Annotated in this window: 18 protein-coding genes and 1 pseudogene; 10 read left to right on the forward strand and 9 right to left on the reverse strand. The window is 70.5% G+C overall.

Going from position 1 to position 15,186, the window contains the following annotated elements; all coding sequences use genetic code 11:
- Window positions 1–199: 199 nt before the first annotated feature.
- Window positions 200–952, reverse strand: a complete 753-nt coding sequence (locus tag ALLO2_RS02510; RefSeq protein WP_011434907.1) for a response regulator transcription factor — start codon at window positions 950–952, stop codon at window positions 200–202.
- A gap of 337 nt (window positions 953–1,289) precedes the next feature.
- On the opposite strand from ALLO2_RS02510, the gene ALLO2_RS02515 reads away from it, so the two are divergent.
- From ALLO2_RS02515 to ALLO2_RS02545, 8 genes are all read left to right on the forward strand, one after another.
- Window positions 1,290–1,862 (forward strand): hypothetical protein, encoded by a 573-nt coding sequence (locus tag ALLO2_RS02515; protein WP_051623861.1) that lies wholly within the window; start codon window positions 1,290–1,292, stop codon window positions 1,860–1,862.
- Window positions 1,863–1,897: 35 nt separating this feature from the next.
- Entirely contained in the window at window positions 1,898–2,152 is a 255-nt protein-coding gene (locus ALLO2_RS02520) for a MoaD/ThiS family protein (protein WP_035729657.1), read from the forward strand.
- Window positions 2,153–2,306: 154 nt separating this feature from the next.
- On the forward strand, window positions 2,307–3,248 hold the full coding sequence (locus ALLO2_RS02525; RefSeq protein WP_023839836.1) for a hypothetical protein: 942 nt from the start codon (window positions 2,307–2,309) through the stop codon (window positions 3,246–3,248).
- 67 nt (window positions 3,249–3,315) lie between these two features.
- The gene (locus ALLO2_RS02530; protein WP_063578215.1) at window positions 3,316–3,780 is read left to right on the forward strand and encodes a thioredoxin family protein; all 465 of its coding nucleotides are present in this window, start codon (window positions 3,316–3,318) and stop codon (window positions 3,778–3,780) included.
- A gap of 37 nt (window positions 3,781–3,817) precedes the next feature.
- Window positions 3,818–3,895: an Ms5788A family Cys-rich leader peptide gene (locus ALLO2_RS28010; RefSeq protein ID WP_369807770.1), complete on the forward strand. Its 78-nt coding sequence runs from the start codon at window positions 3,818–3,820 to the stop codon at window positions 3,893–3,895.
- A 95-nt stretch (window positions 3,896–3,990) separates the two neighbouring features.
- Window positions 3,991–4,410, forward strand: coding sequence for a DUF4395 domain-containing protein (locus tag ALLO2_RS02535; protein ID WP_011434912.1), 420 nt, complete (start codon window positions 3,991–3,993; stop codon window positions 4,408–4,410).
- A complete protein-coding gene (locus ALLO2_RS02540; RefSeq protein ID WP_035729472.1) occupies window positions 4,407–5,240 on the forward strand; it encodes a sulfurtransferase in 834 nt (277 codons plus the stop codon). The genes ALLO2_RS02535 and ALLO2_RS02540 overlap by 4 nt, the downstream gene beginning before the upstream one ends.
- A gap of 3 nt (window positions 5,241–5,243) precedes the next feature.
- A complete protein-coding gene (locus ALLO2_RS02545) occupies window positions 5,244–5,543 on the forward strand; it encodes a DUF1416 domain-containing protein (RefSeq protein ID WP_035729474.1) in 300 nt (99 codons plus the stop codon).
- Between the two features lie 88 nt (window positions 5,544–5,631).
- On the opposite strand, the gene ALLO2_RS02550 is transcribed toward ALLO2_RS02545, so the two are convergent.
- Complete coding sequence (locus ALLO2_RS02550) at window positions 5,632–5,904, reverse strand: hypothetical protein (RefSeq protein WP_330218913.1); 273 nt, start codon at window positions 5,902–5,904, stop codon at window positions 5,632–5,634.
- Window positions 5,905–6,089: 185 nt separating this feature from the next.
- Complete coding sequence (locus tag ALLO2_RS02555; protein WP_035729478.1) at window positions 6,090–6,656, reverse strand: FABP family protein; 567 nt, start codon at window positions 6,654–6,656, stop codon at window positions 6,090–6,092.
- Window positions 6,657–7,233: 577 nt separating this feature from the next.
- On the opposite strand from ALLO2_RS02555, the gene ALLO2_RS02565 reads away from it, so the two are divergent.
- Window positions 7,234–7,596, forward strand: coding sequence for a DsrE family protein (locus tag ALLO2_RS02565; RefSeq protein WP_035729484.1), 363 nt, complete (start codon window positions 7,234–7,236; stop codon window positions 7,594–7,596).
- A gap of 157 nt (window positions 7,597–7,753) precedes the next feature.
- Here ALLO2_RS02565 and ALLO2_RS02570 read toward each other — a convergent pair whose 3' ends face one another.
- Together ALLO2_RS02570 and mshA are read right to left on the reverse strand one after the other, a co-directional pair.
- Entirely contained in the window at window positions 7,754–8,248 is a 495-nt protein-coding gene (locus ALLO2_RS02570; protein WP_011434918.1) for a YbjN domain-containing protein, read from the reverse strand.
- 56 nt (window positions 8,249–8,304) lie between these two features.
- Window positions 8,305–9,612: a D-inositol-3-phosphate glycosyltransferase gene (mshA, locus tag ALLO2_RS02575; protein ID WP_011434919.1), complete on the reverse strand. Its 1,308-nt coding sequence runs from the start codon at window positions 9,610–9,612 to the stop codon at window positions 8,305–8,307.
- A 270-nt stretch (window positions 9,613–9,882) separates the two neighbouring features.
- Here mshA and ALLO2_RS23870 point away from each other — a divergent pair.
- Window positions 9,883–10,677: pseudogene (locus tag ALLO2_RS23870) on the forward strand (class I SAM-dependent methyltransferase); the annotation flags it as partial.
- 93 nt (window positions 10,678–10,770) lie between these two features.
- On the opposite strand, the gene ALLO2_RS02580 reads toward ALLO2_RS23870, so the two are convergent.
- The 4 genes from ALLO2_RS02580 to ALLO2_RS02595 all read right to left on the reverse strand — a co-directional run bounded on the left by ALLO2_RS02580 (window position 10,771) and on the right by ALLO2_RS02595 (window position 14,995).
- Window positions 10,771–11,724: an aldo/keto reductase gene (locus tag ALLO2_RS02580; protein ID WP_035729486.1), complete on the reverse strand. Its 954-nt coding sequence runs from the start codon at window positions 11,722–11,724 to the stop codon at window positions 10,771–10,773.
- 117 nt (window positions 11,725–11,841) lie between these two features.
- The gene (locus ALLO2_RS02585; RefSeq protein WP_011434922.1) at window positions 11,842–12,369 is read right to left on the reverse strand and encodes a hypothetical protein; all 528 of its coding nucleotides are present in this window, start codon (window positions 12,367–12,369) and stop codon (window positions 11,842–11,844) included.
- 169 nt (window positions 12,370–12,538) lie between these two features.
- Window positions 12,539–13,336 (reverse strand): helix-turn-helix domain-containing protein, encoded by a 798-nt coding sequence (locus tag ALLO2_RS02590; RefSeq protein WP_023839832.1) that lies wholly within the window; start codon window positions 13,334–13,336, stop codon window positions 12,539–12,541.
- A gap of 429 nt (window positions 13,337–13,765) precedes the next feature.
- The gene (locus ALLO2_RS02595) at window positions 13,766–14,995 is read right to left on the reverse strand and encodes a DUF349 domain-containing protein (protein WP_198030933.1); all 1,230 of its coding nucleotides are present in this window, start codon (window positions 14,993–14,995) and stop codon (window positions 13,766–13,768) included.
- Window positions 14,996–15,186: the final 191 nt, after the last annotated feature.

The raw sequence follows: 15,186 nt of genomic DNA on the forward strand, positions 1-15,186 counted from the left end.
GGCCCTCGACGGTGCGGTCGGGAGGCCCCGGTCGCGAGGCCCGGTAGCGAGGCCCCGGTCGGGAGGCTCCGGACGCGAGGCCGAATCCTGGCTCCTGGAGCCAGGATTCGGCCTCGCGCCGGCGATGCCGTCCTACTGGCGGTGCCCGGGGNGCCGGGGNGCCGGGATGCCACGCGGCGGACGGGNGTCCGCGGNGACGTCAGACCCGCTCGGGGGTCCGGGACTCGTCACGGCCGATCCGGCCGACCTCCCCGGGGGTGTTCTCCGGCAGCGGTGCGATGGGCGGCGCGACGAACTTGTACCCGACGTGCCGAACAGTACCGATCATCGCTTCGTGCTCGGGGCCGAGCTTCGCTCGCAGCCGCCGGACGTGGACGTCCACCGTGCGGGTGCCGCCGTAGTAGTCGTAACCCCAGACCTCCTGCAACAGCTGGGCGCGGGTGAAGACCCGGCCCGGGTGTTGCGCGAGGTACTTCAGCAGCTCGAACTCCTTGAAGGTGAGCTCGAGCGGCCGGCCCCGCAACTTGGCCGAGTAGGTGGTCTCGTCGACCGACAGGTCGCCGGACCGGATGACACCGGCTTCGGCCGTGCCGCCGGCGGCGGCGACCCGACCGATGGCCAGCCGCAACCGGGCCTCGACCTCGGCGGGACCCGCGGAATCGAGGACGACGTCGTCAACCCCCCAGTCCGCGGACACCGCCGCCAGCCCACCCTCGGTCACCAGCGCCAGCAGCGGCGTGGTGAGCCCGGTGGTGCGTAGCAGCCGGCACAGACCGCGGGCGATCACAAGCTCCCGGCGGCCATCCACCACGATCACATCCACCGGCGGGGCGTCCAGCAGCGCGCTCGCCTCGAGCGGGGCGACCCGTACGGTGTGGGTGAGAAGCCCAAGCGACGGAAACGACTCGGCGGACGGACCGGGGGCGTTGGTGAGCAAAAGGACGACGCTCAAGACGACTCCTCCAGGTGGTGTGTGGTGGGGCAGCGTCGACCCGGTGAGTAACTCGATGCCCGGCGCTGGGCGTCTCACGACCGTCATGGGCATGAAACGAAGGCCGGTATGTGGGGAGGATAGCGGAGTGTCCTACTCGGCTCCTACCGTCTACGGGCCACTACCTACGGCGGATGGTGAGATCCCGACCACGAGTCATGATCGCTGGAGCGGTCGGGTGCCCGGTGCGTCACGCAATCTGGCTGTAGTGGTCACCCATGGCTTCTCCTGTTCGACGTCACGCCTGGCGCTGCAAACAGTGATGGTCGGATTACGTCCACATCCCGATGTCCAGGTCATGGATCTGCAAGCGTACGACCGATCCACCAGACTGTGCACTTTCGGTGACCCCGAGGTGCTGGATGTCGGTGCGGCCGTCGGCGTGGCTGCCGGCGCGGCCCGTCGACTCGGCTACCAGCGGGTCTGCCTCACGGGATGGTCGATGGGATGGTCGGTGGACGGTGCCGCCGTGCCGCGGCACGGCGTGCTGATCCAGGTGGGCGAGCCCGCCCACAGCCATCGCCGTCGGCATCCCCCGGAGGCGGTAGCCAATGCGAGCGCGGCGAGCCGGTGGTTCGTGCGGGACACCGCTCGGATGCGCCGGATCCATCGGCTGGCCGAGCGGCCCACCGGCCGGATGGTGGCACGGCGCCTGTTACGGGTGCGTATCGGCCCCCACGCGTTCGTACCAATTCCCGCTTCTCCGGTGAAGATAGTTGGTTCGGTCGCACCGACCTCGCCGCTCATCGTCCACGGCTGTCGTGACGGGTATTTCACGCTGAGACATCCGCGCGCGTTGGCCGCCGCGAGGACCGCGAGGACCGCGAGGACCGCCGCCGCGAGGACGGACGAAGGGCCGGAAGGACGGTGACGGACGAGACCGCAGGGGCGGGCCGGCCCGCGTCGATCGCGCGGGTGACCGTCCGCTACTGGGCCGCCGCCAGGGACGCCGCGGGGGTGTCCCAGGAGGAGATCGGCGCGGATACGCTGGCCGCTCTGCTCGATGTCGTCGCGGCCCGCCACGGCGGGACCCTGCCGGCGCTGCTGCGACGGTGCTCCTACCTCGTCGACGACCAGCCCGTGGGCCGGCGGGATCCGGCGGGGGTCATCCTGCGTGACGGTTGCGTAGTCGAGGCCCTCCCACCCTTCGCCGGGGGATGACGCTGTTCGTCGTCGGTCCGGAGATCGTCGGTCCGGAGGCTATCGCCGCTGGGGAGNCCGTTGACGCGGAGGTCCTCGCCGCCCGGCCCGGGGTCGCGCCCGGCTGGGACGGCGCGACGTGAGCCGCCCGAGCCGGACATGACAGCATGGCCCGGTGAGCGCAGGCGATCCCGGCACGCCCCATGGCGTCCTCGTCCCGGACGAGGCTGCGTCCATCCCCGCAGCCCGATGGGCGCCGGGTGCTTTGCCGTTGGCGGCCCTGGTGGCTACCGGCCTGGTGATGGCGGCCGCAGCCCTCGGCACGGGAGCCCTCGCGGCGGTCCTCATCGTCGAACAGATCGCGTTTGCCTGGGCCTGGGTCCGGATACTCCGGGCGTCGACCGGTACCACCCTGCTCGTGGCGGCCTGGGGNGTCCTCGGTGACGTGGTCCTGTTGGCCTCGGACCGGCCCAGCTACGGATCGTTGGCCGGCGTCGTCGGGATCGCCGTGGCGGTCATGATCCTCTACCAGCTCGCCCGACGCCGGTCAGCTCCCGTATCCGGGGCAGGCTCGGTGTCTGCCAATGGTTCGAGCCCGGTGTCTGCCAACGGTTCGAGTCCGCCGCCCGGTCCTGCCGTGCGGGTCGGTGCGGATCTCGCCGCGGCGCTGAGTGGAATCATCTTCTGCGCGCTTTTCGCCGGTTACCTTGCGCTGCGTGTCGGGTCCGGCGCGCACCATCCGGCCGATCTGCTGGTCATCGCCGGCCTTCTCGGCGCGGGTGGCACGGTCGTGGCGGGCCGGCTGGTGGGATGGGCGGGCGTTCCGGTGGTGCCGGCCGGGGCGGTCGGCGTTCTGGTCGGCGCGGCGCTGGGGGCCGGCTTCGGTGCCCTCGACCCCGATCGCCTGGCGGTGGGGGCCGCCGTCGCGATCGCCGCGGCGGGAGCGGCCGTGGCCGCCGTCATCGATTTGGTGCTGGCGCGGGCCCGCGACGCCGAGCCGCGGGTCGGCCCGGTCGCCACCTCGGCGCTGGTCGCGGACGTCCTGCTCACCGCCATCCTGCCGCTGGCCTCCGCGGCGCCACTGGTGTATTTCGTCGGCCGGCATCTGCCCGCGTGAGTCGATCGTCGGGCCGCGGCGGGGCCTGGACGGGAAGAGCCGGGGCCTGTCGGATGCTGTAGAAGCCGTGACCGGAATGTGGGTGTTGTCGGTGGCGACCGTGGCTGCTCTCGGGCTGGGGGTGCTCATGCGGGTCCGGGACGGACGGTTCCGGCCGGTAGACGGCGGGCTGCGGGCCGAGTTCGCGTCGCTGGGCGAGACGATGGGGGAGCGGGCGACGCTGCTGCAGTTCTCCACGGCGTTCTGCGCCCCCTGCCGGTCCACCCGTCGGGTGCTGGCAGGGGTTGCCGAGGTCGTGCCCGGGGTACGCCATGTCGAGGTTGATGCGGAGGCGCATCTCGACCTCGTCCGTCGGCTGGGGATCAGGCGGACTCCGACGGTACTGATCGTTGACGGTCATGGCAGGGAGGTGCGGCGCGCGAGCGGTGCCCCGCCGACGCGTGCGGCGGTGTTCGCCACTCTCGAAGAGATCGTTTCCGGTGGGATCAATCGGGCAGATGGTGATCCTTCGGATTCATCGTCGGCGGGTTAACACAGACGTGACGTTCACTGCTACCGTGACACGAACCATGTCCCAGATACAGCTTGTGAAGCGCCGCGCGGTCGATCTGTGCCGCGTACACAGCTGTCTGTGTTGTCTTTCCTGATCGTGGGTTGATGTTCCTCAGCCGTGATCGGCTGGCCCCGGTGCATCGCCACGTCCGAGCGGGTAGTCCAAGCCGGAAGTCAGGAGAAGGCTCTCGTGGTAGATCCTCGTGGGATGCGGTTCGCCGCTGCCGTCACCACGATCATGCTCGCCGTGATACTGCTCGCCGGCAGCCGCTGGTTGCTGCTCGCGCAGACCGTGGTGTTCGGGGTGGGGGCGGTGGCCGGGGTCCGGCACGCGCCCTACGGGCTGGTGTTCCGTTCCCTGATCCGGCCGAGGCTGGGGCCGCCGGCCGCCACCGAGGACGCCGCGCCGCCCCGGTTCGCCCAGCTGGTCGGCGCGATCTTCGGCGTCGTGGGTCTCGTGGGATTCTTCGCGGGGATGCCGGCACTCGGTTACGTCGCGGTGGCCCTGGCCTTCGTGGCGGCCCTCCTCAATGCGGCGTTCGAGTTCTGTCTCGGGTGCCAGCTGTATCTTTTTCTCCATTCGATAGCCGTGAAAGGAGCACGCACATGAGTCGTGAGAAGGCGCTGGTCGACGCCTCGTGGGTCGAAGCGAACCGTAACGACCCGAAGGTCGTCCTGGTCGAGGTCGACGAGGACGTCTCCGCGTACGACAAGGGGCACATCCCGGGGGCGGTGCGTCTCGACTGGAAGTCCGAGCTTCAGGACCCGGTCATTCGTGACTTCATCAACAGGGAGCAGTTCGAGAAGCTTCTCTCCGAGAAGGGGATCTCGAACGACGACATCGTCGTGCTCTACGGCGGGAANAANAACTGGTTCGCCGCATACGCATACTGGTACTTCAGCCTCTACGGCCACGCCGACGTCCGCCTGCTCGACGGTGGTCGCAAGAAGTGGGAGCTCGACAGCCGTGAGCTGACCACCGAGGCCACCCCGCGCCAGCCCACCAGCTACACCGCCCCGGAGCCGCGCACCGACATCCGGGCCTTCCGTGAGGAGGTCATCTCCGCGATCGGTGAGAAGGCCCTGGTGGACGTCCGGTCGCCCGACGAGTTCTCCGGCAGGCTGCTCGCTCCCGCGCACCTGCCGCAGGAGCAGTCCCAGCGGGCCGGGCACATCCCCACGGCGAAGAACATCCCGTGGGCGAAGACCGCGAACGAGGACGGCACGTTCAAGAGCAATGACGAGCTGACCGGCCTCTACACCGAGGCCGGGGTCGACCTGTCCAGGGACATCATCGCCTACTGCCGTATCGGCGAGCGTTCGGCGCACACCTGGTTCGCGCTGCACGAGTTGCTCGACCTGCCGAACGTGAAAAACTACGACGGTTCGTGGACCGAGTACGGCTCGCTCGTCGGCGTGCCGATCGAGAAGGGCGCGTGAGCCATGTGCGGCGCCANCAGCGGTGGACCATCTGTGGAGGGAATTGACGTGGCCAAGGAAACCGTGATCCAGGGGGTCGTGGTGCAGGGCGGGGAGCCGGTTTCGACCGGTTATGCCCGCCTGCTGGACGAAGGCGGCGATTTCACCGCCGAGGTTCCGTTGTCCGCGACGGGTCAGTTTCGTTTCTTCGCGCGGCCGGGGCAGTGGACCGTCCGGGCTCTTGTCCCCGGCGCGACCGGCGAGCGCAAGGTCGTCGCCCGTCAGGGTGAGCCGGTCGACACCCAGGTCGAGGTCGCGGCCTGACGTCGCGTTCCTTCGCCGGACGGGGACAGCGGGTTTCTTCCGCTGTCCCCGTGCTCACGTTGCCCCCGTGCTCACGTTGCCCCCGTGCTCATGCCCGGACCTGGCCCCCGCGGTTGTTTCCCGCCGGTGACACGACGGCCGAAACGGTGCTCGCCGGTGGCGGAACCGTGGTCGCCGGTGGCGGAACCGTGGTCGGTACGGCGAAGGCCATCGGGCCGATCGAGAAACAGTGCAGACCGTTGTCGCGGGCAAACGCCACTGCGGAGCCCCGATCGGGGAACGGCGCGATGATCCGGTCGACCGCACGCTGGCCGGCGGCGGCGAAAAGGACGACCGCGAAGAGTACGTCGGACTCTGCCATCATGCGATCATGAAAGCGCATCCCGGGAAGGCCCGAACACGTTTTCGCGTGTTCCGTTCGTGGTCTGTCGTTGCGCGTGCGATGTCTTCCGCAAAGGCTCCGTCATACCGTGAATGAAGTGTGACTCTTGGTGGACGGGCACCTCTTGGTAGACGGGCAGCTGGAGACGCCTCCGCGGAGTCGGCTCAGTCGGACACGCGGTGCAGGCGCGCGGACAGGTGTGACTGCATCGGCTTGCCCTCGGCCTCCATGTCGATCGCATAGGCGAGATCGCAGCCCTCGACCAGGCCGTAGAGCCGCACCGACCGGGTGACGTCACGGGCGGTGGCGGTGCGGATCAGGACGTTGTGATCGAGATCGATACGGGTGCCGGTCACCGTGCCGACGTAGATCTCGGCGATGCCGAACGGGTGGGCCAGCATCNCCTCGACGACCGGCTTTCCGTCCTCTCCGGGCTGGACCCGCCAGAACCCGGTCTCGGTCGCCAGCGGGCTGCCGGGCTCGCGGCCGTCCCGGGGCTCGTCCGCCCACCAGGTGTGCGACACGTATCCCAGCGCCGGGCGGCCGTCCGCGGCGAAGGTGATCTCCTGGCCGTAGTGGAATCCGTCCAGGCCCTCGTAGCCGCCGACCCCCTCGCCCCGCCAGGTCCCGACGAGGAAGGCCAGCGGTAGCAGGCTGGCGTGCAGATCAACGGTGCTCGTCGCCGTGTCGGACCGCGCCGATCCGGCCGCGGACCGCTTCCCGGCGCTCAACGCTGACCCTCGTACAGCTTGTAGACCACGTAACCGGAGAACCAGGCGATCAGGACGGACATCGCCACCAGAAGCCCGGTGAAGAAGTAGTGCAGCACGTCTGTAGCCTAGACGACGAGATCACGGGACTCCTCGTGGCCGTACCGGTCCTGGTCACCTCAGGCGCCACGCGGCATAGCTGCGCGCCAGGGCGGCTCGGTTCTGAGCGGCAAGGCTGTCCGACCGCGCCGCTCGCATGCTCCACAGTCCCGCCACGTGGCAGGCGAAGGCGGTCCNGTCCTCGTCGGTGCCGCCAGCCCAGCAGTCCAGCCCCGCCGCCCACTGCTCGGCCTGCTGGGGGGTATGTCCGGCGCAAATGAGACGGATCACCATGAACGCGGCGTCTACCCAGCCGGCCCCATGCGCCTACCTGTCAAGATGCTCCCGAACATGCATTTTTTATTTCATTACGATTCCATAGCCGCGGGCAGGCAGGACGGATGGGAGCGGCGGAGCGCTGGCCAAGTGGAAGCACGGGTCGTCGGACTCGTTCCTCGGCGGGACGCACGGGATGGGTGCGATTTGGCAGACTGGCACGATGGCCCGCCCGCTCGTCGTCAAGGTCACCGCCGGGACGGATGCGCCGGAACGGTGTTCCCAGGCGTTCACGGTCGCGGCGGTCGCCGTCGCCGCCGGTACAGACGTCTCGCTCTGGCTTACCGGGGAGTCCGCCTGGTTCGCGCTGCCCGGCCGGGCGGAGGAGTTCAGCCTGCCGGAGGCGGCGCCGTTGCCCGATCTGCTCGCCGCCGTCCTCGCCGGGGGTCGCGTCACCCTGTGCACCCAGTGTGCGGCCCGGCGCTCCATCGGCCCGGACGACGTCCTGCCCGGCGTCCGCATCGCCGGTGCCGCCGCGTTCGTCGACGAGGTTCTCGCGGACGGCGTGCAGGCCCTCGTCTACTGAGGAGCGCCCGGCCTGGACGCAACGGCCTGGACGCAACGGCCTGGACGCAACGGCCTGGACGCAACGGCCTGGATGTAACAGCCTGAACGCAACGGCCTGGGTGCAACGGGGACGCGTGAATCGCCGGGAAGCACCGCGTCCTCCTCGGGACCGGGTCTCATCCCGGCTTCGTGGCCGAGCCGGCGTCGGCGGCCAGCTTGGCCCGCCACGCCTTCTCCCGCTCGATGGCGGAGGCGAATCCCAGCGCTATCGCCGGGTCGAAGTTCTCGTCGGCGTAGGAGCCGACGCAGCCAAGGATGCGGTCGATCTCCTCCGCGGTGACCGCCAGCAGCGGGACCTGCCCGGTGAGGAAGATGTCACCGACCCGGTCGATGGAGAAGTGCACCCCATAGGTCTTCGCGTTGCGGCCGAGTAGGAATCCGTAGGTGCCCGCCGCGTTCTCCGCCGGGGCGCGCATAAAAAACGCCTCGACGAGCAGGGTGTGGTCCTGCACGACGAGCCACGTCATCGTGCGCAGCTTGTGTTCGCCCTCCAGCGTGACGAGGAACGAGCCGGTGTCGACATGGTCGTAGGCGAGACAGAGATCCTTAAGCGTGTCATCGATCACCACGTCGAGCCGGTTGCGTTCCGCTGCGTCGATGGGCGCCGTCATGGCTGGGGCCTCCCCGGTAGCTGGTAGACGATGCTGGTTCCGGCGGAGATCCTCTCTCAGACGGCGACGGCGGTGGGGCTCAGCGCGTGCCGGTAGCTGCGCAGCACGCCATGGGCCGTGGCCGACCAGCCGAACCCACCGGCCCAGGCCACCGCTCCGGCGGAGAGCCGGGCCCGCCATCGTGGTTGGCGCAGCAGCCGGTCCAGCGCGTCGGCATAGACGGCGGGGGTCCGACCGGAGACGAGCAGCCCGGAGACACCGTCGGCGACCGCGGTGCGCAGGCCCCCGACCGCCGCGGCGACCACCGGGGTGCCGCAGGCCTGGGCCTCGAGCGCGACGAGGCCGAAGCTCTCGCTGTGACTGGGGACGACGACGGCGGTGGCCGCGCGGTACCAGTGGACGAGTTCCTGCTGCGGGGCCGGCGGTTGGAAGCGGACGCGATCGGAGATCCCGAGATACGCCGCGAGCTTGACCAGGGCGTCGGGTTGTTCCAGACCGGATCCGCTGGGGCCGCCGACCACGGCGACGGTGAGCCGCGAGCGGCGGGCGGGATCGCGCCGCAGCAGTTCCGCAGCGGCGCGCAGCAGCAGATCGGGCGCCTTGAGCGGTTGGATCCGACCGACGAACAACAGCAGGTCGTCGGCGGGATCCACGCCGACGCGGGCCCGGGACTGCGCCATGTCACCTGGCCGGAAGACCTCAAGGTCGACGCCGGGCGCGACGACGTCGACCCGGTCCGACGCCGCGTCGTACAGATCGATCAGGTGCCGGTACTCGTCCGGCGTGGAGGCGAGCAGCCGGGTGGCCCCCCCGATGACCTCCTGTTCGCCGAGTAGCCGGCCAGGCGGCTCCGGGCGGTCTCCGACGGCCAGCGCGCCGTTCTTGATCTTCGCCAGCGTATGGGAGGTGTGCACGAGCGGGATACCCCATCGTTGTGCCACCGCGAGACCGACCTGGCCCGACAGCCAGTAGTGCGAGTGGATCACATCGAACCACCCTGGTTCGTGCCCGGCCTCGGCGCGCAGCAGAGCCGCGGTGAACGCACACAGCCAGGCGGGAAGATCCTCCCGGTGGATCTCCTCGAACGGGCCGGCGTCAACGTGGCGGACCGTCACACCCGGCAACAGCTCGGCCGAGGTCGGCAGCTTGCTGCTCACCGCGCGGGTGAACACCTCGACCTCCACCCCCAGCGCCGCGAGCTGCCGAGACAGCTCGACGACGTAGACGTTGAGCCCCCCGGCATCGCCCGTTCCCGGCTGTTCCATTGGTGAGGTGTGCATGGACAGCATCGCGACCCGACTGGGCCGCCCGCGCCGTTCGGCCTCACCGCGGACCTGGGCGGCGCCACTTCTGATCAGACGCATCGAGCACCTCCGCATCCGCACGCCACCGGCGCCTGCCCGACACGACCAACCCTGCTGTGGACGAACACGTCTCCAACCGTTCTACCCGGCCGGTTGTCGGGTCAACTGTTGGTCTCCCCCCTTCGGGCTCCCGGCCGGTCCCTGGTCTGCTGGTCTGCTGGTCTGCTGGTCTGCTGGTCTGCTGGTCTGCCGGTCTGCCAGGGTGGATCCGTGACGAACTCCTCCCGTCGGGAGCCGCGGCTCGCGGCCGGACGGGCGCGTGCCCTCGGGATGCCCACCCGGGGTACCACCGCGCCGAACCGGTTGCGACGGATCGATCGCTGGACGCTCGACGCGGCCGCCGCGCTGCTGCGTGGGGCGGCGGATCCCCTGGTCGTCGATCTCGGCTTCGGCGCGTCTCCGGTGACCACGGTGGAGCTCTACGAGCGGCTGCGAACGGTGCGTCCGGGCGTGCGCGTCGTCGGCCTGGAGCTCGACCAGGACCGGGTCACCCGGGCCGCTCCGGCCGCGAGACCTCCCGGGCTGCGGTTCACCCGCGGCGGGTTCGAGCTTCCGCCGCCAGGGGAGCGCCCGGTGCTGGTGCGTGCCCTGAACGTGCTACGGCAGTATCCCGAGGCGGCGGTCCCCGGCGCGTGGGCGACGATGCTGGCGCGGCTCGCCCCGGGCGGGATGCTCGTCGAGGGAACCTGCGATGAGACGGGTCGGCGCGCCTGCTGGTTCGGTCTTCCGGCCCCGGGAGCGGCGCCGGCCTGGCTGCCGTCCGGCGCGCGGGGCCCGGCCGGGCCCACGCTGACCCTCTCCGCGCATCTGGCGAGCCTCGCCCGTCCGTCCGAGCTCGCCGAGCGGCTCCCCAAGGCGCTCATCGAGCACAACGTGCCCGGCCATGACGTCCACCGGCTGTTCACGGCCTTCGACCGCGCCTGGGAGCGGGCCGCGCCGCGGGCCGTCTTCTCCCCACGCCAGCGGTGGATCGCAGCCGTGGCGGATCTGCGGGCCCAGGGCTGGCCGGTCCGCGGCGACCGGCGGCGCTGGCGGCTGGGCGAGCTGACCATCGACTGGCCCCCGGCGGGCGGTTCGGGCGTTCTGCCGGTGCGGTGCGGGACGCCCCAGCGGAGATCTGACGGGACGTCCCGGATCGTGGATCCGTCGGTCCCGCGTTCAGTCGGCGGGACGGCGGGTCACGGCGATCTTGTCGAGCACCGCGAGGTCGTCCGCGCGGGGCTGCCACTGACCGGCCACGGCATTGGCGCGCACCTGGACCGGGCTGGTCGCGCCGGCGATGACCGAGGCGACCCCGGGCTGGGCGGCCAGCCCGCCGATCGTGNCGTCCAGCAGTGACCGGTCCCGCTCCCGCGCAAAGGTTTCCAGGGCGTCCAGCCGGTCGAAGACCTCGTCGGTCAGCTCGTCCTGCCGGCCGGCCAGCCGGGTGCCGGGTGCCGGCACCTCGTCGCGCTGGTACTTGCCGGTGAGCAGGCCGTTCGCCAGCGGGTAGTACGGGATGACGCCGATGCCGTACTTCTGGGCGGCCGGCACGAGCTCTGCCTCCACGCCCCGTTCCAGCAGGTTGTAGTGGTTCTGCGCGGAGATGAAGCGGGTCGTCCCGGATGCCCGGGCGGTCCACTCCGCGTCGGCGACCTGCCAGGCATCGAGGTTGCAGGCACCGATGTAACGGACCTTGCCCTCCTTGACGATCTCATCGAGGGCCTCGAGCGTCTCCTCGATCGGCGTGAAGGCGTCCAGGGTGTGCAGCTGGTAGAGGTCGATGTAGTCGGTCTGCAGCCGGCTCAGCGAACCCTCGACCGCCTTGCGGATGTACCGCCGGGACGCCCGCGCGCTGAAGTCCTGGCCGTACATGCCGCCCATGTCGTTGCCGAATTTTGTGGCGAGGACGACATCGTCGCGGCGGCCTCGCAGCACGTGCCCGAGAAGCGTCTCCGAGCCGCCCTTGTTCCCGTAGGTGTCGGCGGTGTCGAAGAACGTGATCCCGGCGTCGAGCGCCGCGTCGACGACCGCACGGGTGCCGGTGAGGTCGACGCGCGAGCCGAAATTGTTGCAGCCGAGGCCGACGACAGACACCAGTAGTCCGGAGGATCCCAGCGGGCGATAGCGCATAAGTTAATACAACACATCGGACCACGGGCCCCGGACAGCAGGCCCCGGACCCGTGGTCGACCGGAACAGGTCAATGACCGTCCGTTGGTGATCCGGTGTGTCGATGTTCGCGGGCCGTTACTTCTCGGGGGCGGCCTCGGTCACGGCCCGGCCGACCGCCTCGGCCGCCTTGCGACTCGAGGTGCGCGCGGCGCGGGTCTGGCTCACTGCCGTCCGGGTGCGCTGCACCGCCTCCTCCGTGGCCGGGCTGCGCCGGATGCTCGCCACCCGCTTCTCGCCCCGGGTGGCGAAGCTGTTGTAGAGGTAGGTGGCGCGTCCCTGCAGGTCGGAGATCTGGGAGGTGACGGTGGCCGGCAGCGCACGCACGGCCGTCCCGACCTGGGTCGGAACCCGCGCCGCCTGGGTAGGCAGCGCGCCGACCCGGTCGGAGATCTTCCGAACCTCGGTGCTTGTGGTCGTCGGCAGGGCGAGCAGCTTCGCCACAGCGAGATCCGCCGCTCCCACCGACGCGTAGAGCGGCTTGCGCACCTCCGCCAGCGGAACCCTGACTTCGGCCCTCGCCTCGGCCGTGTCCTCCTGGGCCTGCGCGCTGACGCGGGCGGTGGGACGGCTGGCGGGGCGGTTCGTCGTGCGCGTGGTGGCCATGATGTCTCCCTCGGTTCGAAGATTCGTTGATTTCGTGTAGAGATTTCCTGTTAGCGCCTCGTCGCCGACGGGTGAAAGGTCGGGTAAATGATGTGAGGGTCAGGATGGTGATAGGCCGTACAGGAACGGAGTACCGCTTTCCTTTTCGTCGCGGTCTCCGCCGGTCGATCTAGGTCTGATCGACCGGGTTGTCGGTGGTCGGCTGCGGAGCCGGTGCTGCCGGTGCTGCCGGTGCTGCCGGTGTGGGTAGGGACGCGGGGGGAGCGCCGGTGATCGGACCGCTCTCGGTCCTCGTCGCCGCCGCCGGTTCGCCTCCCGTGGCCTTCGATCGCCTGGTGCGGCCCGGGGCGGTCCCCGGGGACGGCTTACCCGTACCGTCCGACGAGGCCGACCGCGCCGCGGTGGTGGTGCCGCCCCGGGATGTCGCCGACGCCTGTCGGGCGGATCTCCGTTTCGTCGTCGGCTCCGCGAAGGTCGCTCCCGCGGTGGCGGCCGGACCCCGTGCGGATGCCGAATCACCGATGGCGGCCGGACCCGCGGTCGGGGCGGCGGGCTCGCCGGGGACGAACCCGCGCGGCCCGGCCTCGGCGTCGCTGTCCGGGTGGCCGCGGCCGGCCCGCGCCGCGATGGCGTTCTCCCGGCAGAACGCCTCGTAGATGTCGAGCACGACCTGCTTCTGTCGTTCGGACAGGGATTCGTCCGCCAGCACGGCAGCCATGACGTTCTCTTCGCCCTGCCGTTCCTCCAGAATTCCGGCCTGCACGTAGAGCACTTCGGCGGAGATGCGGAGCGCCTTCGCGATCTGCTGAAGAATCTCCGCGGACGGCCGCCGGAGGCCTCGCTCGATCTGACTGAGGTAAGGGTTGCTCACCCCGGCCTGCTTGGCGAGTTGACGAAGGGAGATCTGTGCGCTGTGCCGCTGATCGCGGATGAAATCGCCGAGATCGCGCACATTCAGGGCCGCCACCGGGTCGAACGCCTCCTTCGCCGGAGGGCGAGGCGGGTTGCCGCGCCCATGGCGGGCGCCCCNCCNTCCNTGAACCTCGGCATACGGCTGGACCCCGCGGCCGAGGACTCCGCGGACTCCTCGGACTCCGCGGACGACCGTCCGCCGAGAGCCCGCCGTCCGTGGACGCTGCGATTCAGGGGAGGCCATGCTGCCTCGGCAAGCTCCGGTCGGCACGGAAACGAGTGCGCCGCCACAACACATCACCAACGCAGTCGACGATACGTCGGGTTGCTAACTCTGGCAAGCGGTCAGTTAGCGCTCTTTGGACGTGTCCGCCCCGAGGTGCACCACCTGGTACTCCGCGGACCTTCGCCCCTTCGACCACGGCGGATGCCGCAGTTCCCCGTTTTCGGGTCCATACGAAGCGCCCGCGCCTGCCGGCGCGGCTCAGTCGTTGTGGGACTGTCCCTCGGCTTGGGCCAGCCAGGCCCGCTGGGCGGCGAGGGCGGACTCGGTGTCGGCGATCTCCTTGGTGCGTCCGGCGGCCTGGGCCCGGGCCAGCTTCGCCTCCAATTTCGCGACGGATTCCCGCAGCTTCGTCACGAATGGTGAGGAAGCGAGGGAGCGCTGGGCCCAGCGGGCGTCGGAGGCCTCGCGCAGCTTGTCGCCGATGGCCGCCATCTGCCGCTCCAGGGAGCCCGCGACCTCCCGGGGGACCCGTCCGATCTCGTCCCAGCGGTCCTGGATCTCCCGGAGACGACGCAGCGAGCGGTCGGTATCGGCCGGATCCAACGCCGTCGCCTCGGCCAGCAGTTTCTCCTTCTTGACCTGGTTTTCGCGCAACTCGGCGTCGCGCTCGGCATTGGCCTCGTTGCGGCGGGNGNAGAAGGNGTCCTGCGCCGCACGGAAGCGGTTCCACAACGCGTCGTCGATATCCTTTGCCGCGCGACCGGCGGCCTTCCAGTCGGCGAGCAACGCCCGGTAGCGGGCGGCCGTGCCGGCCCAGTCGGTGGAGTCGGACAGCGCCTCCGCCTCGGCGATGATCGCCTCCTTCCGTTCCCTCGAACGGGCCCGCTGCGTGTCGAGGGCGGCGAAGTGCGCGGTCCGGCGGCGGGTGAACTCGTCCCGGGCCGTGGCGATGCGCCGCCACAGCGCCGAGTCGGTGCGCTTGTCCAACGAGCCGGCGGCGCGGAACTCCTCGGCGAGCGCGCGGAACCGCTCCCCGGCGGTCTTCCACTCCGAGCTGCGGCCGAGCCGTTCGGCCTCGGCGACCAGCTGCTCCTTGGCCGCGGCGATCCGGCCGGCCCGCTCGGCCCGCTCGGCAGCGAGCGCGGAGCGATGTTCCTCAGTGGCGGCGACCACGGCCTCCAGCCGCGTGCGCAGCGCATCCAGATCACCGACGACCGCGGCCTCGTCGAGGGAATCGAGCAGCCGCCGTGCGCTGCCGACGATCCCGGCCGGATCGACCCCGCTGACCGTCAGCCGCCGCTCGAGCAGCTCGACCTCGGCGGACAGATCGTCGAAGCGGCGCTCGAAGTGGGCCAGACCCTCACGGAGACTGCCGGCCCGCCATGATCCGACGGCACGTTCGCCGCTGGCCGTGCGAACGAAGACCGTGCCGTCATCGGCGACACGCCCCCAGGCGGAGGCGTGGTCGGGCTCGCTGCGGTCGCTCATGGTGTTCCCGAAGATCGACTGACGTTTCCTGTCATTCTTGCAGGCGTTGGCCGTTGAGGGGACAGCCGCCACGGATCGGTCACCACGATTCGCCGTCGACCGGGTGCGGCGCGTGGGCCGTTGGCGGTGGCGCGGGGGATGTGGACGGACCGGACGGCACGTGCAGGCACCGGCTGCTCCTCCGCGGGAGC

This window comes from Frankia sp. Allo2, assembly GCF_000733325.1.
Taxonomy (GTDB): Bacteria; Actinomycetota; Actinomycetes; order Frankiales; family Frankiaceae; genus Frankia; species Frankia casuarinae.